Here is a 24,568-nt window from a genome sequence, read left to right as displayed (position 1 = left end):
CATTCCCGGCATGATAGGCTTAACGCCGGGAATGCGCGATCCCGAACGTGATCGCGCCCGACATGAATGACGGACGGTGCGTGATGTTCGAAGGCTGGGATGCGGTCGTACTCGCCCGCGCGCAATTCGCTTTCACGATGTCGTTCCACATCGTGTTTCCCGCATTCTCGATCGGGCTTGCGAGCTATCTCGCAGTGCTGGAAGCACTGTGGCTTGCCACCGGGCGCGAGGTCTACATCAACCTGTTCAATTACTGGCTGAAGATCTTCGCGGTCGCGTTCGGCATGGGCGTGGTCTCGGGCATCGTGATGTCCTACCAGTTCGGCACCAACTGGTCGTCATTTGCCGACAAGACCGGGCCGGTGATCGGCCCGATGATGGCCTATGAGGTCTTGACCGCGTTCTTCCTCGAGGCCGGCTTTCTCGGCGTGATGCTGTTCGGGCTGGAGCGCGTCGGCCCCAGGCTGCATTTCGTGGCGACGCTGATGGTCGCGATCGGCACGCTGATCTCGGCGTTCTGGATTCTGTCGGCCAATTCCTGGATGCAGACGCCAACCGGTCATGCCGTCAATGCCGACGGCCAGTTCGTCGCCGCCGACTGGCTGAAGGTGATCTTCAATCCGTCCTTTCCCTATCGCCTCGTGCACATGGTGCTGGCGGCGTATCTCACCACCTCGCTCGTGGTCGGCGGGGTCGGTGCCTGGCACCTGCTGCGCGACCAGCATCTCGCCGGCCCGCGCGTGATGTTCTCGATGGCGATGTGGATGGCGACCCTGGTGGCGCCGATCCAGATCCTCGCCGGCGACCAGCACGGCCTCAACACGCTGGAGCACCAGCCGGCCAAGGTGATGGCGATGGAAGGCCATTATCAAAGCCACAAGGACGGCGCGCCGCTGATCCTGTTCGGCTGGCCCGACCAGCGCGATGCCAGGGTGAAATACGCGATCGAGGTGCCGAAATTGTCGTCGCTCATCCTGAAGCATTCGCTCGATGCGCCGCTCGCCGGCCTCGACACCGTGCCGCGCGAGAACTGGCCGCCGGTGCCGATCACCTTCTGGTCGTTCCGCATCATGGTCGGGCTCGGCTTCCTGATCCTGGGGCTCGGCCTGTTCAGCCTGCTGATGCGCTGGCGCGGCATGATGTACCGGTCACAGCTGCTGCATCGCTTCGCGGTCCTGATGGGCCCGGCCGGCTTCGTCGCGGTGCTCGCCGGCTGGATCACCACCGAGACCGGGCGGCAACCGTTCACCGTCTATGGGCTGCTGCGCACCACCGATTCGGCATCGCCGCTGGCGGCGCCGGCGGTGGGCTCCTCGCTGATCGCCTTCATCATCGTCTATTTCGCCGTGTTCACCGCGGGCGTGATCTATATCCTGCGGCTGATGGCGCAGCCGCCGCATCCCGGCGAGCAGGGCCCGACAAAGGACCTTCCCGCCCGTGCGGCCGGCATCACGCCGGCGGCAGGTGCAGCCGTGGAGGGCGTGCGATGAGCATTCCCATCGACCTCGCCACGATCTGGGCCTTCATCATCGCCTTCGCCGTGTTCGTCTATGTCGTGATGGACGGCTTCGACCTCGGCCTCGGCATCCTGTTTCCGCTGTTCCCGCAAAAGACCGATCGCGACGTCATCATGAACACGGTGGCGCCGGTGTGGGACGGCAACGAGACCTGGCTGGTGCTCGGCGGCGGCGGCATGATGGCGGCGTTTCCGCTGGCCTATGCGGTGCTGATGCCGGCGCTCTACACGCCAATGATCGCGATGCTGCTCGGCCTCGTGTTCCGCGGCGTCGCCTTCGAATTCCGCTGGCGGACCCAGAAGGCGCGCAACAAATGGGACCTCGCCTTCGCCGGCGGCTCGCTGGTCGCGACGCTGGCGCAGGGCATCGCGCTCGGCGCCATCCTGCAAGGCATCCATGTCGAGGGACGCCACTATGCCGGCGGCTGGTGGGACTGGCTGACGCCGTTCAGCGTCCTGACCGGCATCGCGCTGGTGATCGGCTATGCGCTGCTGGGGGCGACCTGGCTGGTGATGAAGACCGAAGGCGAGCTGCGCGAGCGCGCCTATCATCTGAGCTGGATGTTGTTGGTCGCGATGCTGTGCGCGATCGGCGCCGTCAGCATCGCAACCCCGTTCCTGAGCGTGCAGTACACCCAGCGCTGGTTCGCCTGGCCCAACATCATCCTCACCGCGCCGGTGCCGATCGCGGTCGCCGCCGTCACCGCGCTCTTGCTGCGCGCGCTCAGCAACAAGAACGACCACCAGCCGTTCTTCCTGGCGCTCGGGCTGTTCGCACTGTCCTATGCCGGGCTCGGCATCAGCATGTATCCGTACATCGTGCCGCAGAGCATCACGATCTGGCAGGCGGCAGCGCCCGCCAACAGCCAGATCTTCATGCTGGTCGGGGTCTCGATCCTGGTGCCGCTGATCCTCGGCTACACCGCCTGGGCCTATTGGGTGTTCCGCGGCAAGGTGCGCCCCGGCCACGGATACCACTGATGCTACCAGAACGTTTTCCAGCGAAATGGATCCCGGTTCGCGTCAAGAAAACGCGTCAAAAAGGGAATCGAGAGCCTCGTTCCGATTCCATCGGAACGGAAATGGCTCTCGTGCCGAATCAGCGGCCGCTCGGCCAGCGCCTGCTGTGGTTCGCAGCGCTCTGGCTCGGCGGCGTCGGCACCGTGACCCTGGTCTCTTTCGCGTTGCGACTCTGGATTGCGCCGAAATAAGCCAGCCAGTCTGGCGCGCTCCAGCGCTCAATGACAAAAAACAGAAGAATTACAGAGATATACCTATAGCGTCGCCCTAAACTTGCCATCAAGCTGCCGCTGAGATTTGATGCCTCCCGCGAATTGGGCGAAGCAAGCAATTTGGCCGCGTGCCACAAGGAGAGCTTTGCATGACGAAACTTCGTCACCTGGTCTGGATGTTGATCGCCACGGGCGCTCTCGTGCTGTCGACATCGCAAGGCTTTGCCCAGAGCCGACCCGATGCCGACGAGCCGGGCTTGGTCGCCGACGACAGCTACGAGCTCGATCCGGAATGGCAGAAGCAGGTTGTCTACTACCGGACCAACGAGGCGCCGGGCACCATCATCGTCTCCACCGCCGAACGCCATCTCTACCTCGTGCAGGGCAACGGCCGCGCGCTCCGCTACGGCATCGGCGTCGGCCGCGACGGCTTTCAATGGCAGGGCCTGGTGACCATCACCCGCAAGGCCGAGTGGCCGGATTGGACCCCGCCGCCGGAAATGATCGCCCGCCAGCCCTATCTGCCGCGCTTCATGGCGGGCGGCCCGGGCAATCCGCTCGGCGCCCGCGCGATGTATCTCGGCACCACGGTGTACCGCATCCACGGCACCAACCGCCCCGACACCATCGGCACCGCAATCTCGTCCGGCTGCTTCCGCCTGGTCAACGCCGATGTCGCCGATCTCTACAATCGCGTTCCCGTCGGCACCAAGGTGATCATCCGGCAGAAGCCCGAACTGTAATCTCGACCCACCCGCCTTCGATATTCGACCTGTTTTTCCCCGATCATTCGCGAGAGAGAATCCATGCGTACATTTCGAGGCGGCCTGACGATCGGGCTCGCGGTCGCCGCGCTGGTTGCGGCCGCCGCCATCACTTATGAGCGTTACGACACCCGCACGCTGAAGCGCACGGTCCGCCGCGGCGACGTGCTGTGCGGCGTCAACAAGGGCCTGCCGGGCTTCTCGAACCCGGACGACAAGGGCAACTGGACCGGCTTCGACGTCGACTTCTGCCGCGCGGTGGCTTCGGCGATCTTCGACGATCCGTCGAAGGCGAAGTTCGTTCCGCTCGACGCCAGCGAACGCTTCAAGGAGCTGCAGAACCGCAAGGTCGACATCCTCTCGCGCAACTCCACCTGGAGCATGTCGCGCGAGACCAATTACGATCTGTATTTCCCGGCGGTCGCCTATTATGACGGCCAGGGCTTCATGCTGCCGCGCGCGCGCAACATCGATTCCGCGCTCGACCTGAACGGCAGCAAGGTCTGCGTGCAGGCCAACACCACGACGCAGCTCAATCTCGCCGACTATTTCCGTGCCAACAACATGAAGTACACGGAGATGAAGTTCGACAAGCTGGAGGATGTCGTGAAGGCCTATGACACCGGCCAGTGCGACACGCTGACCTCGGACGCCTCGCAGCTCTATGCGCTCAGGCTCAACCTCTCCAAGCCGAACGACCACACGATCCTGGCCGACATCATCTCCAAGGAGCCGCTGGCGCCGGTGGTCCGGCAGCGCGACGACGACTGGATGATGATCGTGAAGTGGACGCTCTACGCCATGATCAACGCCGAGGAGCTCGGCATCACCTCGAAGAATATCGACGAGGCGCTGAAGTCGAAAAAGCCGGAGGTGATGCGGCTGGTCGGTACCGAGGGCTCCTATGGTGAGGATCTCGGCCTGACCAAGGACTGGGCCGTGCGCATCATCCGCCATGTCGGCAATTACGGCGAGGTCTACGACCGCAACGTCGGCGCCGATTCCAGGCTGAAGATTCCGCGGGGCATGAACCAGCTCTGGAACGCCGGCGGCGTCCAGTACGCGCCGCCGATTCGCTAGACTCCTTCCATCGTCATTGCGAGGAGCGAAGCGACGAAGCAATCCATTTCACCGCGCGTGGAAAGATGGATTGCTTCGCGTCGCTCGCAATGACGAGCCTATTCCGAGCCACCTCACCGCTGTCACCCGCGAAAGCGGGTGATCCAGTACGCCGCGGCCTCTCCGCTCAAATACGACTGTCTCTGGAATACTGGATCGCCCGGTCGAGCCGGGCGATGACAGTGAGGTGTGCGGAGATGTCCCCGCCGCTGATCGACGGCGCGGCCTGAACCACCGTTGCTACCGCATCCTCAATTGTCATCACCCGCGAAAGCGGGTGATCCAGTACGCCGCGGCTTCTCTACTCAAATACGACTGTCTCTGGAATACTGGATCGCCCGGTCGAGCCGGGCGATGACAGCCTGCTGTGTGGCGACAGCGCGTTGCGCGGCGCCGACACGGCCTCTCAGTAGCCCTTGCCGCTCGCCAGCTGGTCGGTGTGAAAATTGCTGTCGCCGAACAGCTCCTGGCAGACGCGGGCGCGCTTCATGAAGAAGCCGATGTCGAACTGGTCGGTCATGCCCATGCCACCGTGCATCTGCACGCCCTCCTGGACGGCCCGCGTCGCGGTGGTGCCGGCGCGCGCCTTGGCCACCGCGACCGCATTGCCCGCCTTGCCCAGATCGGCATCCAGCGCCTGCAGCGCCTTCAGCACGGCGGCGCGGGTGATCTCGATATCGATGTAGAGTTCGGCGGCGCGGTGCTGCAGCGCCTGGAATTCGCCGATCGCCTTCCCGAACTGCTTGCGCTCCTTAAGATAGGTCACGGTGCGGCCGAACACTTCGTCGGAAAGACCGACCATTTCGGACGCGACCGCGCCGCGGCCGATATTGAGCACACCTTCGAGCAGCCCAAAGCCCTGATCGACCTCGCCGAGCACGCTGTCGGCATTGACCTCGACATTGTCGAACACGATGCGCGCCGCGTTGTGCGAATCGACCATCGCGGTGCGCTCGACCGCGAGGCCCTTCGCCTTCGGATCGACCAGGAACAGCGTCAAGCCGTTCTTGTCGCCGGCGCTGCCGGCCGTGCGCGCCGCGACGATCAGAAGATCGGCGGTGTGGCCATCGACCACGAAGGCCTTGTCGCCAGACAGCCTGAAGCCGTTGCCGGAGCGCGTCGCCTGCAACTTGGTCTGCAGCGGGCGATGCTTGGCGCCCTCATCGATCGCGAGCGCGGCGAGCAGCGAGCCGTCGGCGATGCCAGGCAGATGCTGCGCCTTCTGCGCCTCGCTGCCGCCGCGCGACAGCGCCGAGGCCGCAAGCACCGAGGTCGCGAGGAATGGCGAGGGCATCAAGGTGCGGCCGATCTCCTCCATGACGATGCCGGCCTCGACGCAGCCGAGCCCGCTGCCGCCGAACTGGTCCGGCACCAGGAGGCCGGAGAAGCCCATCTCGGCGAAGGTCTTCCAGAGCTCGCGCGAGAAGCCGGTAGAGTCCTTGCTGTCGCGCAAGGAGCGCAGATGCGCCACCGGCGCCTTGTCGCTGATGAGACCGCGCGCACTGTCGCGCAGCATGGATTGTTCTTCGGTGAGGACGAGGGCCATGGATGGATTCCGCTCTTCAATAATTCAGATTCAGACGATGTTGAGTTCGTCATTCCGGGGCGCGACATAGTCGCGAACCCGGAATCCATACTCCCGATCGTGGTTATGGATTCCCGGCCTGGCCCTTTGGGCCATCCCGGAATGACGCGTGGTGAAACTGCGCCTCACGCGCCCGGCAGATCGAGGATGCGCTTGGCGACGATGCCGAGCATCACCTCCGAGGTGCCTCCCTCGATCGAGTTGGCCTTGGTGCGCAGCCAGGCGCGCGGGCGGGCGCCGCCCCTGGAGCGGTCGCTCTCCCATTCCAGCGCGTCGATGCCGCCCGCCGACATCAGGATCTCGTAGCGCCGCTTGTTGAGCTCGGTCCCGTAATATTTCATCGCCGACGAGAATGCCGGATGCGACTGGCCCGCCTTGGCGAGATCGACCGCGCGCTCCGCCGCCGCGGCGAGCGCGGCCTCGTCGACCTCGAAGCTCGCGATCTGGCTGCGCAGCTGGGCGTCGTCGAGCTTGCCTTGCGCGTCCGCGCCGACCGAGTCGGCGGCGATCTGGCCGAGCGGACGGCCGACGCCGCGCTCGCCCATGCCCGAGATCATCGCGCGCTCGTGCTGCAGCAGGTATTTCGCGACATCCCAGCCGCGATTGACGGTACCCACGACGTGCGACTTCGGCACGCGGACATTGTCGAAGAAGGTTTCGCAGAACGGCGAATAGCCCGAGATCAGCAAGATCGGCTTCGTGGATACCCCCTTCGACGTCATGTCGAACAGAATAAAACTGATGCCGTCGTGCTTCTTGGCTGCGGGATCGGTGCGCACCAGGCAGAAGATCCAGTCGGCGTAATTGGCGTAGGACGTCCAGATCTTCTGGCCGTTGATGATGTAGTCGTCGCCGTCGCTCACCGCGCGGGTCTGCAGCGAGGCGAGGTCGGAGCCGGCGTTCGGCTCGGAATAGCCCTGGCACCAGCGGATCAGGCCCGCGGTGATCTTCGGCAGATGCTCCTTCTTCTGCTCCTCGGTGCCGTATTTCAGCAGCGCAGGTCCGAGCATCGAGATGCCGAACGAGGTCAGCGGCTGACGCGCGCCGATCGCCGCCATCTCCTGGCGCACGATCTTGGCTTCCTCGCCGTCGAGGCCGCCGCCGCCATATTCCTTCGGCCAATGCGGCACGGTCCAGCCCTTGTCGCGCATCCGCTCGAACCAGACCCGCTGCGCGTCCGACGAGAATTTCGTGTTGCGGCCGCCCCAGAAGGTGTCGCCATCGGAGGTCATCGGTTTGCGCATCTCCGCCGGGCAGTTCTGCTCCAGCCAGGCGCGGGTCTCAGCGCGGAATTTCTCGAGGTCAGCCATGGTGCGTTTCCAGTCAAATCGTCGAATTGGAATCGACCTTAGCCCCGCGCGGCCGCCGAGTTCAATATGCCTCGCAGCCGCGCCATGCTCTGGCGCCGCTACTCCCCTCACGCGATCGGGTGTATCGCCGAAGTGGGGTAACGATTGAAAAACAAGAGGAAACGGACATGCGGCTGAAGCTGCTTTCGCCTAGCGAAATGAACCCCGCCCAGAAAGAAACCTACGACGAGTCGATCGCCGGCAAGCGCGACGCGCCACCGGCACCGATGATGGCCTGGCTGAACAGCCCGGAGATGGCGCGGCATGCCACGCGGCTCGGCGAGGTGCTGCGGTTCGACACGGTCTTCCCGCCGAAGCTGTCGGAAATCGCGATCCTCGTCACCGCGCGGCACTGGACCGCGCATTACGAATGGTATGCCCACAAGCGCCTCGCGCTGAAGGGCGGCCTCGATCCGAAGATCATCGAGGACATTCGGGTGCGCCGGACGCCGAGCTTCGACGATCCTAAGGCCAGGATGATCTACGACGTCGCCAAGGCGCTGCACGAAGGTCATGGCCTGCCGAAGGGACTGTATGACGAGGCGGTCGAGGTGCTGAGCCTGCGCGGCCTGGTCGAGGTGATCGGCCTCTGCGGCTACTACACCATGGTGTCGATGACGCTGAACACGTTCGAGTTCCAGCTGCCGGGCGGCGAGTTGTCGGAGCTCTGCTAGGCTTGGCCGACCGTGGCGCCGTTCGGAAACGCTGCGTTTCAGGATGCGTGCTCCGGCCCCGGCAAATCCGGACTATATCAGGTGACGAAGCCCTGCCCCTGACGGCACGGCATTGATGCCAACGGAGCCAGGTCATGCCGGAAAATCCCCCCATCATCGCGGGCACGCGGATCGGGCATGTCCACCTCAAGGTCGCCGATCTCGAGCGGGCGCTCGGCTTCTATTGCGGCGTGCTCGGTTTCCAGTTGCAGCAGCGCATGGGCGCGGACGCGGCCTTCATCTCGGCCGGCGGCTATCATCACCACATCGGCCTCAACACCTGGGAGAGCAGGGGTGGCCATCCGCCGCCGCCCGGCACCACCGGCCTGTTCCACACCGCCATCCTTTATCCGACCCGCCCGGCGCTCGCCGATGCGCTGCATTGCGTGCTGTCGGCGGGCATCCAGCTCGACGGCGCCAGCGACCACGGCGTCAGCCAGGCGCTCTACCTGCGCGACCCCGACGAGAACGGCGTGGAGCTCTATTGGGACCGTCCCGAAGCCGAATGGCCGCGCAGCGCGGACGGCAAGCTTTCGATGTTCACGCGACGGCTGGACCTCGAAGACCTGCTGAAGCAGCGGGTGGCGTAATTCCGCAAGTCGGATAATTTCGCAGCCCCGTCTCGCGTCGCCGCATCCGGCTACAAGTGTTTATTCCCCTTCCCCCTGAAAGGGGGAAGGCCGGGATGGGGGTCAGCCGCGGGCTCTGCAGCAAGTCGAGAGAGCAGATCTCCACCGCTTTACTCTTGCGAGCAAAGCGACCTCCCCTTTTCAAGGGGAGGTGGAACGGTAGATCGGGCAGAGCCAACGGGGCTACGGATGCAGCAATAGGCGTGTCAGCCAGCCAGCAGCGTAGAGCCCAACGCCGAACACCGCATGTGTCAGGAGGCTTTGCAGCCGCGCGGCCCATGGCTGGGGCGTGCGGCTCGCGGCAATGCCGGCGCCCATCGCGGGCTGCATCACCAGGAACGGCGCGGCCACGCTGCCGCTCCCGACGATCAGAGCCGGACCGATGCTGGGCTGCCGCGCCCAATCAATGCCGAAGGTCGCAAGCAGCACGCCGGCAAAGCCGATCCCGATCAGATAATGCGCGGCCCATCCGATCGCCCGTTCGCCCGCGACCCGCGGCGAAGCGGCGATGCGGTCGTCATGCAGGCGCCGGATGCGAAATGACCGAGCCAGCGGCCGACCAGGGCATAGTCCAGCGACGGGATGCCGAGCAGGCGCTTGCGGACCAGTCCCCAGATATCCATCACGACCGTCGCCCCGGTCCCGATCAGCGCCGCGCGCACCGGAAAATCCACGGCGTCAACCATGCGCAGCCTCCACTGGTGCTCGTGCCGCGACCATCCAGCAGGCCGCGGTGAAGCGAATTTCGTTGCCGTGGACGTAGCGATCGAAGGCAGCGCGCACGGCCTCGATCACTTGCGTGCGACGCGGCTCTTCCATGCCCTGTAGCATCGTCCCGACCGGGCCGAGCCAGCTCACATAACGGGTCAGCTCCGATGCCGGAAAGCGCAAGGCAACATCGATCGGCTCGAGCGCGATCGCGCCCCAGCCGCTGTCCTCCAGGATGCGCGCGACCCGCTCCCCGTCCGCGAAGCCGAACTGCCCCGGCGCGTCGGGACGCCGCGCCGGAAGATCCGGCAACAGCGGCTTCGCCGCCCGCTCCGCCGTGGTCATGAACGGGTTCTCGGCCGCATCACGCCAGGCGATGAAGCGGAGCGCAGCACCCGGTCGGGCCGCGCGGCGCAGATTGGCGAAGGCCTGCACCGGATCGGCAAAGAACATCACGCCGAGACGCGAGATGATGATGTCGAAGCTCGCCGGCGCAAAGCCATGGGACTGTGCGTCGGCGCAGATGAAGTCGGCAGGCCGCCCTTCCCGCTCCGCGCGGTCACGCGCCGCCGCGATCATCGGTTCGGAGATGTCGATGCCGGTGCAATGCCCCTGCGGGCCGAGCACGTCAGCGACGGCGAATGTCGTGGCGCCCGTGCCGCAGCCGATATCCAGCACATGGCCGGCCCCGGCATCGGCCACCGCCCGGATAAGCAGCTCTTCAAGCGGCTTGAACATCCCCTCCAGCACGTCGCGTGTCTCGACCCAGGCGCGCCCGGCTGCGCCGTTCCAGAGTTTGACCTGCTCGTCCCCGGCCTGCGGTGCGATACTCATGATCTCGTCCTTTTGCTATTTGCCCGTCCTGATGCTTGCCTTAGGCAAGCGCCTGGCGGCACACTGCCAGTTCAAGTGAACTTGAGGTCAAGGCCATGCGGGACGTCGACATCGCGGAGGTGGCGCAATTGTCGGGCGTTCGCGCCTCGACTTTGCGCTTCTACGAGGAAAAAGGACTGATCGCCTCGCATGGACGGCGCGGGCTGCGCCGGCTGTTCGATCCTGCAGTGCTCGACCGGCTGGCGCTGATCGCGCTCGGGCGCGCTTCCGGCTTCTCGCTCGACGAGATCGCGAGAATGTTCGCACCCGACGGCAGGCCGCGCATCGACCGGAAGATGCTCACAGCCAAGGCCGACGACCTCGACCGCACCATCCGCCGCCTCAACGCGATGCGCGACGGCCTGCGCCACGCCGCCGTCTGTCCCGCGCCGACCCACATGGAATGTCCGACCTTCCGACGCCTGCTGCGGGTCGCGGCGGCCGGCAAGATCGGCGAGCCGAAGAAGGTGCGACGGCCACGGAAGAAATCGTAGATGGGGTAACGGGCCGGCCGCCCGATCGCTACGGCGCGATTTGGAAGCGCGCTCGCGAGCGGCCGGCCCGTTACCCCATCTACGTTTTTCGGCCGATCATGATCGTCACCGCCGCGATCAGTTCGAGACCGATACAGCCGTAGAACGGCAGCGTGTAGCTGCCGGAGAGGTCGTGCAGCAGCCCGATCACGCCGGGGCCGAACGCATAGGTGATCTGGTTGATCGCGGTGATCAGGCTGACCAGCACCCCGAACGCGCGCGGGTCGAATTCGCGCTGCACGATCAGCGCCGGCAGCGTGATCAGATTGCCGACGGAGAAGCCGAACAGCGCGCAGGCGGCGATCTGCGCGACGTCGTTGTGCACATTGATGATGATGACGAGCGCGATCGCCTGACTAACGAAGGATAGCGCCGACGCCAGCCGCTGGTTGAGCCGGTCGATCACGAAAGAGAAGGAAACGCGGCCGACCACCGCCATCGAGGTCAACAGCGCCATCGCCACCGTCGCGCGCTCGCGCCCGATCACCTGATCGAGATAGGCGATCAGATGCACGATGAAGCCGACCTGGGCGAACAGCACCAGTGCAAAGGCAATCGAGACCGAGAGGAAACGGATGTCGCGCAGTGCCCGGGCGCGCACCTGGGTCGCCGACGGCGCATCGGCCGCCGCTGAAGTCACGGCATGCGGATGCACCGGTGGCCGCCCGACGAAGATCAGGATCACAGGCACCATCACCACGACGAGCGCTACCGCGGCCGCGATCATCGCGCCGGAGAAGCCGAAAGCGCCGATCGCCGCCACCAGCAGCGGCACGCCGACAATGCCGCCGAAGCTGGCGCCGTTCAGCGCCAGGCTGATCGCCATGCCGCGCTTCCTGTCGAACCAGAGACCGAGCGTGTTGGTGATGATGCCGAGGCTGGTGCCGGCCCAGCCGAACGCCAATAGCGCGTCGGCGAGATAGAGCTGCCAGGGCTCACGCACCTCGCCGATCGCAACCGCCGCAACCGCCATCGCGAGGGTGCCCGCGATCAGGCAGCTGCGCGCACCGAACGCCTTGATCGCCTCGCTGACAAAGGCGACCAGCGCGGCTCCGAACAAGTAGAAGAAGGTCGTGCCCGACGAGATCAGCGACGCCGGCCAGCCGTGCAGCCGCTGCAGCTCGGCGACATAGACGCTCTGTCCATAGAAGCCCAATCCCCAGCCGAAGGTCGCAAGCAGGAAGCAGACGACGACGATCCGCCAGCCTTCGTAGCCGAACGAGGATTCGTCATGCAGCGTGGGCGATGATGCGTCCATTTCTTGCTCTTGCTTCTCACATCGTCATGGCCGGACCAATCCGTTCCCACGATGTGAGCAGCCTTGCAAGCCGGTCATTTCGAAGCCGATCGAAGTGTCAGCAATTGGCAGCAGGAAATCAGATGCTGGGGTCTGGAATCTCGGCCACCGCGCGTAATCTCGCCCGACGCTTGGCGAACGACGCGAGCGACAGCACGGCAAGGCCGAGCAGCACCGGCGGAAACACCACCATGTTGACGGCGTTCCAGCCGTAATGCGCCAGCATCTGGCCCGACGAGAAAGAGCCGATCGCCATCATGCCGAACACGAGGAAATCGTTGAACGCCTGCACCTTGTTGCGTTCCTGCGGCCGGTGCGTCTCCAGCACCAGAGCGGAGGCGCCCACGAATGCAAAATTCCAGCCGATGCCGAGCACGAACAGCGTGGCCCAGAAGTGCGGTGCCGTGATCCCTGACAACCCGATCATCGCGGCGACCGCCTCCAGCGCCAGCCCGAGCGCGACGATGACGGGCGCGCCGAAGCGGGCGATCAGCGAGCCCGTGAAGAAGCTCGGGCCGTACATCGCCACGATGTGCCACTGGATGCCGAAATTGGAATCGCTGACCGACAGCCCGCACATCTTCATGGCGAGCGGCGCCGAGGTCATCACCAGATTCATCATCGGATAGGCGATCACGCCGCACATCGCCGCCGCAATGAAGCGCGGCTGTCTGGCGATCTCGAGCAGAAGGCGGCCGCCGTGCAGATCCGCCGCCGCGGGCTTCGGCGCGTCGACGCCCGACAGCACCGCCATCGCCACCAGCGCGACCAGCGCCTGCATCACGAAGGAGAACGCGAACAGATAAGGCGGCCAGATGTCCATGGTCCATTGCACGAGCTGCGGCCCGAGCACGCCGGCGAACACGCCGCCGGCCATTACCCACGACACCGCCTTGGGCCGGAATGCGACGCTGGCGCCATCGGCGGCGGCAAAGCGATAGGACTGCGCGACAGCACCATAGAGCCCGCCAAGGAAGGTCGCGCCGCAGAACAGCCAGAACGATGAGTGCAGGATCGCCCAGGCGCCGAGCGCACCGGTGAGCGTGCCGCAGAAGGTGCCGACGATGAAGGCGACCCGCCTGCCATAGGCGCGCGAGATCGCGCCGGTCGGCAGCGTGCCGGCGGCAAGCCCGAGCACATACATCGAGAGCGGCACCGTCGCGAGCGAGATGTCGGGCGCCAGCGTCGCACCGACGATCGAACCGGTGGCGAAGATCACGGCCGAATTGGCGCCGGTCAGCGCCTGCGCCGCCGCCAGCCGCCACACGTTGCTACGCGCCCGCGCGTCATCGCTGATTTCGTCCGCAGCCGTCACGTCGATCATCGGTCGTCCCGCCTTGAAGCCCCGGCGGGAGCCTCCAATCGCGCGCACTATGGAGAGCAGGTGCAGGCCGATCAACCGGCGCAAACGGACGTAGGCCATGCGGGAGGCGCACAAGGGTTAGCTGGTCGAATACTCACGCCCCGCGTCGCCCTGGCGAAAGCCAGGACGCATAACCACCGAGTTTTGTCGTGAGAGGGATCGCGGCCCCAGCTACGCGCAACAACCAGCATTTGGCGTAATGGGTACTGGCTTTCGCCAGGACGAGGCCACGCGTGTTACATCGCGCGTCACCTACCGCGCAGGCTTCTTCCCCGGCCGCTTCTCGGCGCGCAACGCGCCGGTCTTGTGCACCTTGGAGCGCGGCGTGATCGGGGCGCCGCGCGGATAGCCGCCCGGCCATTCGAGCGCGAGCGAGCTGGCAAACCCGAAAAAGCTCGAACGGCTCATGCCGAGCTCGGCGGCGCGCCTGTCGATGCGCGCGATCAGGCTTTTCGGCAGGTAAACATTCACGCGCTCGGATGGATCGGGCGGATCGACCCCGACCATGAAGAAGGCGGCAACGTCGGAGCCTTTCGGCGGCACGATCCGCGCGATCGGCGTCGGCTCCGGCAGCGCACGGCCCTGCTCGGCCCAGCCGTCGACTGCCTGCGCCAGGGCCCGCTCGGCCCGCTCGATCGCCTCTTCCTGCGACTTGCCGCCGGCAACGCAGCCGGGAAAGTCGGGAAACCAAGCCCCGAACGCGCCGCGCGGCCCGCGCTCCAGCACGGCCGGATAAAGTCGCCTCGTCATTCTGGGCCTCCGTCCTTAGAGTATGCTATTTCACACACTTCGGTGCGTCAAATGACACATCTTGGATCAACGAGGCAAGCCTGGCGATCGACGACGGCGGCTGACACGAGGTGACGCAGCAGTGCCGGGATTGCCGACGAACGTTGCCGGCTGCGTGGGGACTAATGGTGCCCGGCTTATGGCTAAGCCAATATGACCTTGCAGGGCGGTCTAGCGAAGCATAACCCGCCATCGTTCGCGGCACGTCACAATGGTGGATTACGCCTTCCGCCTTCGCACGCTGCGCTACGGCGGACGCAGTCGGCTAATCCCTCTACGATTGAGCCGCATCCTTCCGGACGAACATCAGGATCATGTTGTTGGCCGGCATCTCGAAGCTGCGGTCGAGCTTCAGCCCGACGCTCTTCGCAAGAGTCTCGACATCGGCGATATCGCGCACGCCCCACTCGGCGTCGCGTTCGCGCAGCGACGTGTCGAACACCGCGTTGCTGAGCGCGGTGTGCTTGCCACCGCGCTTGAACGGGCCGTAGAGGAACAGCCGGCCGTCGGCGCGCAGATGCCTGGAGGCGCCGGCGAACAGGCCCTCGGCGACGCGCCACGGCGCGATGTGGATCACGTTGGCGCAGAAGATCGCGAGCAGTTTGTCCGGACCTTTGCCGTCCGATGACACGGGCGACCATGTCGGATCCGACAAGTCGATCGGTTGCGGCGGCTGGATGTTTGGGAAGCCGGCATGCACACGCCAGGCCTCGATGCTGCGCAGATGCGCGGCATGGAGGTCGCTCGGCCACCAAATGATGTCAGGCGTCCGACCGGCGAAGTAGACAACATGCTGGCCGGTGCCGCTGCCGGCTTCCAGCACGTCGCCGGATCGGCCGGCAAGGTAGTTCTTCAGGACCGCCCAGATCGGCTGGTGATTGCGGTGGAACGCTGCCGCGTCGAGCCGCCCGTCCACCTCGACCGGCCTGCCGTCCTTGCCGAACTCCACCACAAACTCCGCCACCGCGCCTTCTCCTTAAGGGCTCAACTACACAAACATGACAGGCGGACGGACCGCCACGCTTCCATTAACCCCGTCGCAACACGCCTATTCTCCGAGTTGCCAGCCGATGGCCTTTGTGCTTTCCACTCTTTATATTGCGATGGGATCATCGAGATTGAAGCCCGGGAAACGTCCTTGATCGCCACTTTCTCCAAGCCAGCCCTTGTCCTGGCGCTGCTGGCCGGCACCGCCATGGCTGCGCCCGCGCAGGCCCAATCCGCCGCCGAGGGTGAGAGGCTCGCCTTCGACCGCGGCAAGGGCAATTGCCTGACCTGCCATGTCATCAAGGGCGGCGAGCTGCCCGGCACGATCGGCCCCGAATTGACCGGGCTCAAGGCAAAATACAGCCGCGACGAGCTGATCGCGATCGTGACCGATGAAACCAAGCGCAACCCAAAGACCGTGATGCCGCCGTTCGGCCGCAACCGGATTTTGAGCGAGAGGGAAATCAACGCGGTGGTGGATTTCCTGCAGACGCTGTGACGCGGCGACATCAGCTTGAGGAGCTTTTTTCGATGAACATCACGACCAGCGAATTTTTTAGGGACCGCCGCCTGGTGCTGAAGAGCGCGGGCGTCGCCACGCTGATCGGCCTTGGCGTCATTCCGTTCGACGTGCCGCAGGCGCTCGCCGCCGCCAACGACAAATATCCGGAAGAGGCGTTCAAGCAGAAGAACGAGGCCGATGCGATCAAGGCGCTCTACGGCAAGACCGCCGAGCCCTCGGACAAGGTCAAGATGGACGCACCCGAGATCGCCGAGAACGGCGCCGTGGTGCCGATCTCCGCCACCACGACGCTGGCCGACGTCACCTCGATCTCGTTCCTGGTCAGCGAAAACCCGATCTCGCTGATCGCCTCGTACAGGATTCCGGCCGGCACGCTGCCGAGCGTCGCCAACCGCATCAAGATGGCCAAGACCAGCAACGTCACCGTGATCGTCGAGGCCGGTGGCAAGCTCTACAGCGCCCAGAAAGAAATCAAGGTCACCGTCGGCGGCTGCGGCGGCTGAGCTCAATCAAGGGACAATCAAGATGGCATCGAGCATTCGCGTGCGCGCCACGTCAAACGGCGACACCACCGAGGTGCAGGCGCTGATCCAGCATCCGATGGATTCCGGCTTCGTCAAGGACGCCAAGGGCCAGATCATCCCGCCGCATTTCATCCAGGTGCTGACCTTCGAGCATGACGGCAAGCCGGTGTTCGTCGCCGACTGGGGCGGCGGCGTCTCCAAGGATCCCTATGTCAAGTTCGCCTTCAAGGGCGGCAAGAAGGGCGACGACCTGAAGGTCAGCTGGGTCGACAACAAGGGCGCGACCGACACCACCACGGCGAAGATTCAATGACGCGGCGGTTCGCAATCCGCGCAGCAATTGCCACGCTCGCCCTCGGCACTCTCGCGAGCACGCCGGCTGCGCACGCAGCCGGCGCCGTCGATCCCGCCGCCGACAAGGCCGCGTTCCAGAAATTCTTCACCAGCAAATTCCCCAAGCTGAAGCTCGAGGATTTCGTCAACGGTCCCTATTCGATGAATGAGGACCTGCACAAGCAGTGGGAAGAGAAGGAACAGTTTCCGCCCTACGAGTTCTCGCTCGAAGCCGGCAAGGAGATGTTCTCGACGCCGTTCAAGAACGGCAAGACCTACGCCGACTGCTTCCCGAACAAGGGCATCGGCATCCGGCAGAACTATCCTTATTTCGACGAAAAGGAAGGCAAGGTCGTCACGCTCGAGCTCGCGCTCAACCGCTGCCGCGAGGCCAATGGCGAGGCGCCGTTCTCCTATGTGAAGGACGACATGGCGGCGCTCACCGCCTACATGGCCTTCACCTCGCGCGGCAAGCCGATGGACATCAAGATTCCGGACGATCCGCGCGCGCTGGAGGCCTATCAGAAGGGCAAGGAGTATTTCTATACCCGCCGCGGCCAGCTCAATTTCTCCTGCGCCACCTGCCACGTCCAGAGCCCGGGCGAGCGCATCCGCGCCGAGGTGCTGGCGCCGGCGCTCGGCATCCTGAACGCGATGCCGATCTACCGCTCGGAATGGTCGGGCATGGGCACGACCAGCCGCCGCTTCACCACCTGCAACAGCCAGATCCGCGGCGTGCCGCTCAACCCGCAGGACGACGAGTACCGCAACCTCGAATACTACCTGTCCTATGTCAGCAATGGCCTGCCGATTTCGGGTCCGGGAGCAAGGCCATGAGCGCGGCCATCAGAGCCATCTTCGCGGCATCGGCCCTGCTGATCGCGACGGCGACCGCAGCCCTCGCCGCCTCCGAAGCCGACTACAAGGCGGCCTACGCCGCGGCTGAGGCCGCCAACAAGGAAGCAGGCCTGCTGCGCAACCAGTGGACCACGACCGCCTCGACGCTATCCGCCGCAAAAAAGGCCGGTGAGGCTGGTGATTTCGACACCGCAGTCGCCCAGGCCAAGGAGGCCGAGGCGCTGGCAAAGGCATCGATCTTCCAGGCGACCAGCGAAAAGGAACGCTGGAAGGACATGGAAGTTCGCTAAAGGCGCGCAGGCCACGGGGCCGCGCGGAGAGAGTGATGATCATCCGCCGCCGCGATTTCCTGAGAGCTTCGGCCGCCGCAACGCTTGTGGCCGGCCTGCCCCGGCTCGCGCGCAGTGCCGATACCGCCAGCGTCTACGACTTCGAACGCTTCGGCAACGCCCGCATCCTGCACATGACCGACACGCATGCGCAGCTGAAGCCGGTGTTCTTCCGCGAGCCCGGCGTCAATATCGGCGTCGGCGCGATGGCCGGCCAGCCGCCGCATCTGGTCGGCAAGGCATTCCTCGACCGTTTCGGCATCCGGCCCGACAGCGCCGATGCCTATGCCTTTACCTGCGTCGAGTTCGAGAAGGCCGCCGTCCGCTTCGGTCGGCTCGGCGGTTTCGCCCATCTCAAGACGCTGATCGACAAGCTGCGCGCCGATGTCGGCGAGAAGCGTTCGATCCTGCTCGACGGTGGCGACCTCTGGCAAGGCTCAGGGCTCGCCAACGCCATGAACGGCGCCGACATGGTGGAGGCCGCCAATCTGCTCGGCATCGAGGCTATGACCGGGCATTGGGAATTCACCTATGGCGAAGAGGTGCTGCGCGACAATCTCTCCCGCTTCGAGGGCGAGTTCCTGGCGCAGAACGTATTCCTGACCGAGGAGGCCGCGTTCAACGACGCCAAGGCGTTCGATCCGGCCTCGGGCCGGGTGTTCAAGCCGTCTGTCATCAAGGAAATCGGCGGCCATCGCGTTGCGATCATCGGCCAGGCCTTCCCCTATGTGCCGATCGCGCATCCCAAGCGCTTCACGCCGGACTGGAAGTTCGGCATCCGCGACGAGGAGCTGCAAAGACTCGTCGACGGCCATCGCAACAACGACAAGGTCGAGGCGGTGATCCTGCTGTCGCATAACGGCATGGACGTCGACCTCAAGCTCGCCAGCCGCGTCACCGGCATCGACGTCATCCTCGGCGGCCACACCCATGACGCGATCCCGATCCCCATCACCGTGACCAATGCCGGCGGCGTCACGCTGGTCACCAATGCCGGCTCCAACGGCAAGTTCATCGGCGTGCTCGATCTCGACCTCGCCAAGGGCAAGGTCGCCAATCTCCGCTACCGCCTGCTGCCGGTGTTCGCCGAGCTCTTGAAGCCCGATCCGGCGATGCAGACGCTGATCGACAAGATGCGCGATCCGCATGCCGACGAATGGAGCGACAAGCTCGGCACCGCCGACCGCCTGCTCTACCGTCGCGGCAATTTCTCCGGCACCGTCGACCAGCTGATCTGCGATGCGCTGCTGAACGAGCTCAACGCCGAAATCGCGCTGTCGCCCGGCTTCCGCTGGGGCCTCACCACGCTCGCCGGCCAGCCGCTGACCATGGAAGACGTGCTGTCGGAAACCGCGATCACCTATCCCGAGACCTACGTCGCGACGATGACCGGCAGCCAGATCAAGGATGTGCTGGAAGACGTCTGCGACAATCTGTTCAATGTCGATCCCTATTATCAGCAGGGCGGCGACATGGTCCGCGTCGGCGGTCTCGCCTACACCTGCACGCCGGGCGAGACCGTCGGCAAGCGCATTTCCGAGCTGAAGCTCGGCAACGGCAAGCATCTCGAAGCCGGCAAGCATTACAAGGTCGCGGGCTGGGCCTCGGTCAACCAGCAGAACGGCGCGCCGATCTGGGATGTCGTGGCCAGGCATCTGCGCTCCGGCCGGCCGCCGAACCGCGACGAACCCGGCGTGACGCTGAAAGGCGTCGAGGACAATCCGGGCATTGCGAGGCACGGATGACGCGGCGCGCGCTCATCGCGGCGCTCGGCCTTGCGGCGATCGCGCTGGCAACGCCGCCGGCCCGCGCCCAGCTCGCGCCGCTGCAGGACAAGCCGTTCGCCGAGCACAAGGTCGTGCTGCAGCTCTCCGACAATGATCCGAAGAAGCAGGGCCTCGTCATCAGCGTCGCCAACAACCTGATGAAGCACTACGACCCCGACAAGGTCGCGGTCGAGATCGTCGCCTTCGGCCCGGGCATCGAACTGCTCAAGCCCGATAACGCGAACCGCAAGCTGGTCGAGAGCCTGGTCGCGCAGGGCGCGCGGGTCGACATCTGCCTCAACACCGTCGACACGATCGAGCGCGACACCGGCAAGCGGCCGGACTACATCGCAGCCGCCACCCCCGTGCAGGTCGGCGTCGCACAGATCCTGCTTCTCACCGAGAACGGATACACGCTGGTCCGTCCTTAACACCGCGGTCGCCTGAACGCGCACAACCCCCTCCCGCCGAAGGAGCAGGCCGTGCGCCCTTCGAGACGCCGCGACGCGGCTCCTTGGGGTGACGGGGATGGGCTTAGTTGGGGGATGGATTTGCTTTGAATCGACCCAATCTATGGAATAATATCCTCCATGTGACTCGCCCCGGAGAACAGGTAAGCCGTCATGATCTTTCGCCAGCTGTTCGACAGCGTGTCCGGCACCTACAGCTATCTGCTCGCGAGCCGCGCCGGCGGCGAGGCGCTGATCCTCGATCCCGTGCTGGAGAAGGCCGACCGCTACTGCAAGCTGCTGCAGGAACTCGACCTCCGACTGGTCAAGGCCGTCGATACGCACCTGCATGCCGATCACATCACCGGCCTCGGCGAGCTGCGCGACCGCACCCAGTGCATCACCATCATGGGCGAGCAGAGCAAGGCCGACGTGGTGTCGATGCGCGTCTCCGACGGCGACAAGGTGACGATCGAGGGCCTCTGCCTCGAAGCGTTGTACACGCCCGGCCACACCGACGATTCCTATAGCTATCTGATGGGCGACCGCGTCTTCACCGGCGACACGCTCTTGATCCGCGGCACCGGCCGCACCGATTTCCAGAACGGCAGCGCGCGGGCGCAGTATGATTCGATCTTCAACCGCCTGCTCAAGCTGCCGGAGGAAACCCTGGTATTCCCCGCGCATGACTACAAGGGCGACACTGTCTCCACCATCGGCGAGGAAAAGCGCTACAATCCGCGGCTGCAGGTGAAATCGATCGACGACTACGTCGAGCTGATGAACAATCTTCATCTCCCGAACCCAAAGATGATGGACGTCGCGGTACCCGCCAACATGCATGTCGGCCTGCACCAGGACGAGCTTGCCAAAGAAGGCCTCTCCCTCAGCGCGCGCGACGCCATCGCGAGCCTCGGCCGGCCCGATATCCTGCTGGTCGATTTGCGCGAGAGCGGCGAGCGGGCCAAGCACGGCATGCTGCCCGGCGCCCTGCACGCGCCCTATCCCGGGATCTGCGCCACATTGCAGCCCGGCGGCATGCTGCGCGAGGTCGCGGCCGCGACCGGCCGCCGCGTCGTGTTCTTCTGCGCCTTCGGCGAGCGTTCCGCGATGGCCGTTGCCGCCGCGAAGAAGGCAGGGCTGGCGAACACCGCCCATATCGAAGGCGGCATCGACGCCTGGAAGAAGGCCGGCGGGCCGTTGGTGCAAGGGTAGGTCACTTCCCGTCATTGCGAGGAGCGAAGCGACGAAGCAATCCATGCTGCAGCACGCGGAAGGATGGATTGCTTCGCTTCGCTCGCAATGACGATAGAGATTCCTACCGTGTCACGCGCTGCAACTCCGCCGTCAGCCGATCCAGCGCATCGGCCAGCATGACGCCGCCGCACACCGTCAGCCGCTCCGGCACCACGATCCGCTTGTCGGCCGGATAGAAGCGTTCCAGCGCCGGATGCAGCAGGAAGGCGCGGCCCTCGTCCTGGGCGCGATCGCCGGCCTCCGACACCAGGATGAAATCCGGCCGCAGTTTTACGATTGCCTCCAGCGAAGCAAATCCGCCCGCGTCGAGCCCGAGTTCGCCGGCCGCGTTGCTCAGGCCGGTTGCCGCCAGCAGTGAGCTGATCAGGCTGCTGCGACCTGCGACAAAGCCGCGGCGCTCCACCGGCAGCACGCGATAGTGATGACCATCAGCCGCCGCCCGCGCCCGCGCGATCGCCGCATCGAGCCGCGCAATCTCGGCTCGCGCACGATCCGGATGCTGCAACACGTCGCCCATCGCGCGGATCTGGTCCCTCACCTCATCCAGCGTGCGCGGCACCGTGAATTCGACCAGGTGCAGCCCATTGGCCTTCAGCAAGTCGCGCGTCGCGCGCTTGTCGAACAGGCTGACCACGACAAGGTCGGGCTTGAGCAGCAGCACATCCTCGGCCTCGCCGGACAGGCGCGGAAAGTTTTGCGCCTGCTCGGCGGCCCAGGATTGCCAGGCATCGCGCGAAAAGCGGCTGAGGCCGAGGATCTGGTCCGGGTCGGCCAGCGACAGCACGAGCTGGTCGTTGCAGACGTTCATCGAGACGATGCGCGGTCCGGCGGCGGACGCGGCTGCATACGACATCAGCCATGCCGCTGCGGCCACCGCTGCGAGACGCCGCATCCCCATCACACGTCGGCCCATGGCACGATGACGGCCTCGCGCTGAAATTCGGTGCGGTAGGCGCTGACCCGGAACACGCGGGCCAGAACATTCTCGGACAACGCCTCAGCAGGCGCGCCTTGCGCCGACAGCCGCCCCTCCGACAGCACCAGCACATGGTTGGCAAAGCGCGCGGCGAGCCCGAGATCGTGGGTCACCACGATGACCAGCACGCCGGTGTCGGCGACGTTGCGCAGCTTCTGCATCACGTCGATCTGGTGACGCGGATCGAGCGAGGCGGTCGGCTCGTCGGCGAGGATCACCGGCGCCTCCACCGCTAGCACCCGGGCCAGTGCGACGCGGCTGCGTTCGCCGCCGGACAACTCAGTGACACGGCGGTCGCTGAATTCAGTGACGTCGACCGCCTGCATCGCGCGCAGCACCGCCTCCATATCCCTCGGCGACAACCGCGCCGGATCGGTCGCGCCATGCGGATAGCGGCCGAGCGCGACGATATCGCGCGCCGGCAGCGGCCAGTGCACCATGTGCCCCTGCGGCAAATAGGCGAAACGCTTCGCCCGCTCGCGCAGCGGCAGCGAGGCCAGCGCGTCGCCGGCGATCCGGATCTCGCCGTCGGATGGAATCAGCCCGGCGAGTGCGCGCAGCAGCGTGGTCTTGCCGGCGCCGTTCGGGCCGACCAGCGCAACCAGATGGCCCGCTTCCAGCGACAGCGAGACATCGTGCAGCACCTTGCGGCTGCCGAGCGAGGCATTGAGCGCGGTGGCGGAGAGCAGCGTCATGCCACGCCTCCGCCGAGCGCGCGGCGTTCGCGCATGATCAGATAGAGGAAGAACGGCACGCCGATGATCGAGGTCAGCACGCCGACCTTGATATCCGACGTCGAGGGGATGATGCGCACCGCGATATCGGCGGCGAGCAGCAACGCCGATCCGGTGAGCGCGCTCGGCACCAGCAGCCGCGCCGGATCGTGACCGATCAGAGGGCGCATCAGGTGCGGTGCGACGAGACCGATGAAGCCGATCGTGCCGGTGACCGCGACCGCGCCGCCGACGCCGAGCGCAACACCCGCGATCACGAGCAACCTTAGCCGCCCGACATCGACGCCGAGACTCTGCGCGGCTTCCTCGCCGAGCGTCAGCGCACGGAAGGCGCTCGCCTGGCTGAGCAGGATGGCCGCGCCCGCGATGATGAAGGGCAGCGCCAGCGCCACGTGCTGGAAGCTGCGGTCCTCCAGCGAACCGAGCAGCCAGAATGCGATCTCCAGCACCACGAACGGATTGCTGGAGAGATTCATCACCAGCGCCGTCGCCGCCCCCGCAAAGCTCGAGATCGCGAGTCCCGCGAGGATCAGGATCAAAAGCCCGGCATTGCGGCCGGCAATCGCCAGCAGCGCGAGCACCGAACCGAACGCGGCGATGATCGCCACCACCGGCAGCGCGTAGGAGCGCACATCGGCGAGGCCCAGCGCAATCACCAGCACCGCACCGAATGCCGCAGATTGCGGCGCGCCGAACAACGACGGCGAGGCCAGCGGATTGCGCAGCAGGCCCTGCAGCGCTGCGCCCGATAGCCCGAGAATACCGCCGATCGCGAACGCCAGGATGGTGCGCGGCAGCCGGATCTCGCGCACGATCACCTGCGCCACGTCGCTGCCGCCGCCGAACAGCGCCTCGATCACCGCAAGCGGCGACAGCCGCACCGGCCCGATGCCGAGCGAGAGCACCAGCAGCAGGACCACGAGCGCGAGCAGCGCCGCGGTAGCGCCCCACCGGCGCCGCGCCGCGACCTCGGCCGCCAAGGCAAAATCCTGCACGTTCATTGGATCCATGCTCTTACAGCGATCGCCGTGGCAGACAAGCGACACTCGACAGAAACCGTGGCCGCGTCGTCCCCGCCCGACGTCCGCCGGATTGACTTTGCCGCCCGGCCGAACCCTAGATGAACATGACGGTTCTTTCATGAGATGAAAAGGGAATGCGGTGCGGGGAAACCTCCTCAACGCCGCGGCTGCCCCCGCAACTGTATGCGGTGAATCCTTCGTCACAGGCCACTGGGAGTCTCGGTCCTGGGAAGGCGACGAAGGGTAACGACCCGCGAGCCAGGAGACCTGCCGTCAGCCGTGGTCACACGCGAAGATGCCGGTCGGGGAGTACAGGCATGAGCTTCACCTGAGGCTGCAA

General features: G+C 65.5%; 26 protein-coding genes, 1 pseudogene and 1 riboswitch. Of the genes and pseudogenes, 16 read left to right on the top strand and 11 right to left on the bottom strand.

Annotation, left to right across the window (positions count from 1 at the left end; genetic code table 11):
- Positions 1 to 83: 83 nt before the first annotated feature.
- The 5 genes from ACVW1C_RS22290 to ACVW1C_RS22270 all read left to right on the top strand — a co-directional run bounded on the left by ACVW1C_RS22290 (position 84) and on the right by ACVW1C_RS22270 (position 4,592).
- Positions 84 to 1,490: a cytochrome ubiquinol oxidase subunit I gene (locus ACVW1C_RS22290; RefSeq protein WP_456763141.1), complete on the top strand. Its 1,407-nt coding sequence runs from the start codon at positions 84 to 86 to the stop codon at positions 1,488 to 1,490.
- On the top strand, positions 1,487 to 2,497 hold the full coding sequence (cydB, locus tag ACVW1C_RS22285) for a cytochrome d ubiquinol oxidase subunit II (RefSeq protein WP_456760252.1): 1,011 nt from the start codon (positions 1,487 to 1,489) through the stop codon (positions 2,495 to 2,497). Before ACVW1C_RS22290 ends, cydB begins: the two co-directional genes overlap by 4 nt.
- A 101-nt stretch (positions 2,498 to 2,598) precedes the next feature.
- Positions 2,599 to 2,727, top strand: coding sequence for a DUF2474 domain-containing protein (locus ACVW1C_RS22280; RefSeq protein WP_092122578.1), 129 nt, complete (start codon positions 2,599 to 2,601; stop codon positions 2,725 to 2,727).
- A gap of 170 nt (positions 2,728 to 2,897) precedes the next feature.
- Positions 2,898 to 3,491 (top strand): L,D-transpeptidase, encoded by a 594-nt coding sequence (locus tag ACVW1C_RS22275; RefSeq protein WP_176534117.1) that lies wholly within the window; start codon positions 2,898 to 2,900, stop codon positions 3,489 to 3,491.
- A 63-nt stretch (positions 3,492 to 3,554) separates the two neighbouring features.
- Entirely contained in the window at positions 3,555 to 4,592 is a 1,038-nt protein-coding gene (locus tag ACVW1C_RS22270) for an amino acid ABC transporter substrate-binding protein (RefSeq protein WP_456760251.1), read from the top strand.
- 445 nt (positions 4,593 to 5,037) lie between these two features.
- On the opposite strand, the gene ACVW1C_RS22265 is transcribed toward ACVW1C_RS22270, so the two are convergent.
- Entirely contained in the window at positions 5,038 to 6,177 is a 1,140-nt protein-coding gene (locus ACVW1C_RS22265) for an acyl-CoA dehydrogenase family protein (RefSeq protein ID WP_456760250.1), read from the bottom strand.
- Positions 6,178 to 6,341: 164 nt separating this feature from the next.
- Complete coding sequence (locus ACVW1C_RS22260; RefSeq protein ID WP_456760249.1) at positions 6,342 to 7,526, bottom strand: acyl-CoA dehydrogenase family protein; 1,185 nt, start codon at positions 7,524 to 7,526, stop codon at positions 6,342 to 6,344.
- Positions 7,527 to 7,693: 167 nt separating this feature from the next.
- Between ACVW1C_RS22260 and ACVW1C_RS22255 the strand changes: the two genes are divergently transcribed.
- Entirely contained in the window at positions 7,694 to 8,239 is a 546-nt protein-coding gene (locus tag ACVW1C_RS22255) for a carboxymuconolactone decarboxylase family protein (RefSeq protein WP_456760248.1), read from the top strand.
- Between the two features lie 134 nt (positions 8,240 to 8,373).
- Complete coding sequence (locus ACVW1C_RS22250) at positions 8,374 to 8,868, top strand: VOC family protein (RefSeq protein ID WP_456760247.1); 495 nt, start codon at positions 8,374 to 8,376, stop codon at positions 8,866 to 8,868.
- 222 nt (positions 8,869 to 9,090) lie between these two features.
- Here ACVW1C_RS22250 and ACVW1C_RS22245 read toward each other — a convergent pair.
- Together ACVW1C_RS22245 and ACVW1C_RS22240 are read right to left on the bottom strand one after the other, a co-directional pair.
- A pseudogene (locus tag ACVW1C_RS22245) lies at positions 9,091 to 9,530 on the bottom strand (DUF2938 domain-containing protein).
- Between the two features lie 55 nt (positions 9,531 to 9,585).
- Entirely contained in the window at positions 9,586 to 10,449 is an 864-nt protein-coding gene (locus ACVW1C_RS22240; RefSeq protein WP_456760246.1) for a class I SAM-dependent methyltransferase, read from the bottom strand.
- A gap of 95 nt (positions 10,450 to 10,544) precedes the next feature.
- Between ACVW1C_RS22240 and ACVW1C_RS22235 the strand changes: the two genes are divergently transcribed.
- The gene (locus ACVW1C_RS22235; protein WP_456760245.1) at positions 10,545 to 10,982 is read left to right on the top strand and encodes a helix-turn-helix domain-containing protein; all 438 of its coding nucleotides are present in this window, start codon (positions 10,545 to 10,547) and stop codon (positions 10,980 to 10,982) included.
- A 79-nt stretch (positions 10,983 to 11,061) separates the two neighbouring features.
- Here ACVW1C_RS22235 and ACVW1C_RS22230 read toward each other — a convergent pair whose 3' ends face one another.
- The 4 genes from ACVW1C_RS22230 to ACVW1C_RS22215 all read right to left on the bottom strand — a co-directional run bounded on the left by ACVW1C_RS22230 (position 11,062) and on the right by ACVW1C_RS22215 (position 15,434).
- Positions 11,062 to 12,279: an MFS transporter gene (locus tag ACVW1C_RS22230; protein ID WP_456760244.1), complete on the bottom strand. Its 1,218-nt coding sequence runs from the start codon at positions 12,277 to 12,279 to the stop codon at positions 11,062 to 11,064.
- A 118-nt stretch (positions 12,280 to 12,397) separates the two neighbouring features.
- Positions 12,398 to 13,642, bottom strand: coding sequence for an MFS transporter (locus tag ACVW1C_RS22225; RefSeq protein WP_456760243.1), 1,245 nt, complete (start codon positions 13,640 to 13,642; stop codon positions 12,398 to 12,400).
- Between the two features lie 291 nt (positions 13,643 to 13,933).
- Positions 13,934 to 14,431, bottom strand: coding sequence for a type II toxin-antitoxin system HicB family antitoxin (locus tag ACVW1C_RS22220; protein WP_456760242.1), 498 nt, complete (start codon positions 14,429 to 14,431; stop codon positions 13,934 to 13,936).
- Between the two features lie 313 nt (positions 14,432 to 14,744).
- The gene (locus tag ACVW1C_RS22215) at positions 14,745 to 15,434 is read right to left on the bottom strand and encodes a DUF938 domain-containing protein (protein WP_456760241.1); all 690 of its coding nucleotides are present in this window, start codon (positions 15,432 to 15,434) and stop codon (positions 14,745 to 14,747) included.
- Between the two features lie 231 nt (positions 15,435 to 15,665).
- On the opposite strand from ACVW1C_RS22215, the gene soxX reads away from it, so the two are divergent.
- The 8 genes from soxX (at position 15,666) to ACVW1C_RS22175 (ending at position 21,454) form a co-directional block, all read left to right on the top strand.
- On the top strand, positions 15,666 to 15,956 hold the full coding sequence (soxX, locus tag ACVW1C_RS22210) for a sulfur oxidation c-type cytochrome SoxX (RefSeq protein WP_456763140.1): 291 nt from the start codon (positions 15,666 to 15,668) through the stop codon (positions 15,954 to 15,956).
- 32 nt (positions 15,957 to 15,988) lie between these two features.
- On the top strand, positions 15,989 to 16,483 hold the full coding sequence (gene soxY, locus ACVW1C_RS22205) for a thiosulfate oxidation carrier protein SoxY (protein ID WP_456760240.1): 495 nt from the start codon (positions 15,989 to 15,991) through the stop codon (positions 16,481 to 16,483).
- A gap of 22 nt (positions 16,484 to 16,505) precedes the next feature.
- Positions 16,506 to 16,817, top strand: coding sequence for a thiosulfate oxidation carrier complex protein SoxZ (gene soxZ, locus ACVW1C_RS22200; protein ID WP_456760239.1), 312 nt, complete (start codon positions 16,506 to 16,508; stop codon positions 16,815 to 16,817).
- Positions 16,814 to 17,674, top strand: a complete 861-nt coding sequence (soxA, locus tag ACVW1C_RS22195; protein WP_456760238.1) for a sulfur oxidation c-type cytochrome SoxA — start codon at positions 16,814 to 16,816, stop codon at positions 17,672 to 17,674. Before soxZ ends, soxA begins: the two co-directional genes overlap by 4 nt.
- Positions 17,671 to 17,985 carry a hypothetical protein gene (locus ACVW1C_RS22190; protein ID WP_456760237.1) on the top strand — a complete coding sequence of 105 codons (315 nt, stop codon included), beginning with the start codon at positions 17,671 to 17,673 and terminating at the stop codon, positions 17,983 to 17,985. The genes soxA and ACVW1C_RS22190 overlap by 4 nt, the downstream gene beginning before the upstream one ends.
- 35 nt (positions 17,986 to 18,020) lie before the next feature.
- Complete coding sequence (gene soxB / locus ACVW1C_RS22185) at positions 18,021 to 19,769, top strand: thiosulfohydrolase SoxB (RefSeq protein ID WP_456760236.1); 1,749 nt, start codon at positions 18,021 to 18,023, stop codon at positions 19,767 to 19,769.
- Entirely contained in the window at positions 19,766 to 20,221 is a 456-nt protein-coding gene (locus ACVW1C_RS22180; protein ID WP_456760235.1) for a DsrE family protein, read from the top strand. Before soxB ends, ACVW1C_RS22180 begins: the two co-directional genes overlap by 4 nt.
- Before the next feature lie 192 nt (positions 20,222 to 20,413).
- Positions 20,414 to 21,454 (top strand): MBL fold metallo-hydrolase, encoded by a 1,041-nt coding sequence (locus ACVW1C_RS22175; protein ID WP_456760234.1) that lies wholly within the window; start codon positions 20,414 to 20,416, stop codon positions 21,452 to 21,454.
- A 103-nt stretch (positions 21,455 to 21,557) separates the two neighbouring features.
- On the opposite strand, the gene ACVW1C_RS22170 is transcribed toward ACVW1C_RS22175, so the two are convergent.
- Genes ACVW1C_RS22170 through ACVW1C_RS22160 form a run of 3 tightly spaced genes read right to left on the bottom strand, consistent with a single transcriptional unit; the run spans position 21,558 to position 24,207 of the window.
- A complete protein-coding gene (locus ACVW1C_RS22170; RefSeq protein WP_456760233.1) occupies positions 21,558 to 22,349 on the bottom strand; it encodes an ABC transporter substrate-binding protein in 792 nt (263 codons plus the stop codon).
- Positions 22,350 to 22,393: 44 nt separating this feature from the next.
- Positions 22,394 to 23,167 (bottom strand): ABC transporter ATP-binding protein, encoded by a 774-nt coding sequence (locus ACVW1C_RS22165; RefSeq protein ID WP_456760232.1) that lies wholly within the window; start codon positions 23,165 to 23,167, stop codon positions 22,394 to 22,396.
- Positions 23,164 to 24,207: a FecCD family ABC transporter permease gene (locus ACVW1C_RS22160; protein WP_456760231.1), complete on the bottom strand. Its 1,044-nt coding sequence runs from the start codon at positions 24,205 to 24,207 to the stop codon at positions 23,164 to 23,166. Before ACVW1C_RS22160 ends, ACVW1C_RS22165 begins: the two co-directional genes overlap by 4 nt.
- A gap of 112 nt (positions 24,208 to 24,319) precedes the next feature.
- A riboswitch (cobalamin riboswitch) is annotated at positions 24,320 to 24,517 on the top strand.
- Positions 24,518 to 24,568 lie beyond the last annotated feature (51 nt).

This window comes from Bradyrhizobium sp. USDA 4011, from assembly GCF_054063415.1.
This window is presented reverse-complemented; position numbering and strand designations above follow the sequence as displayed.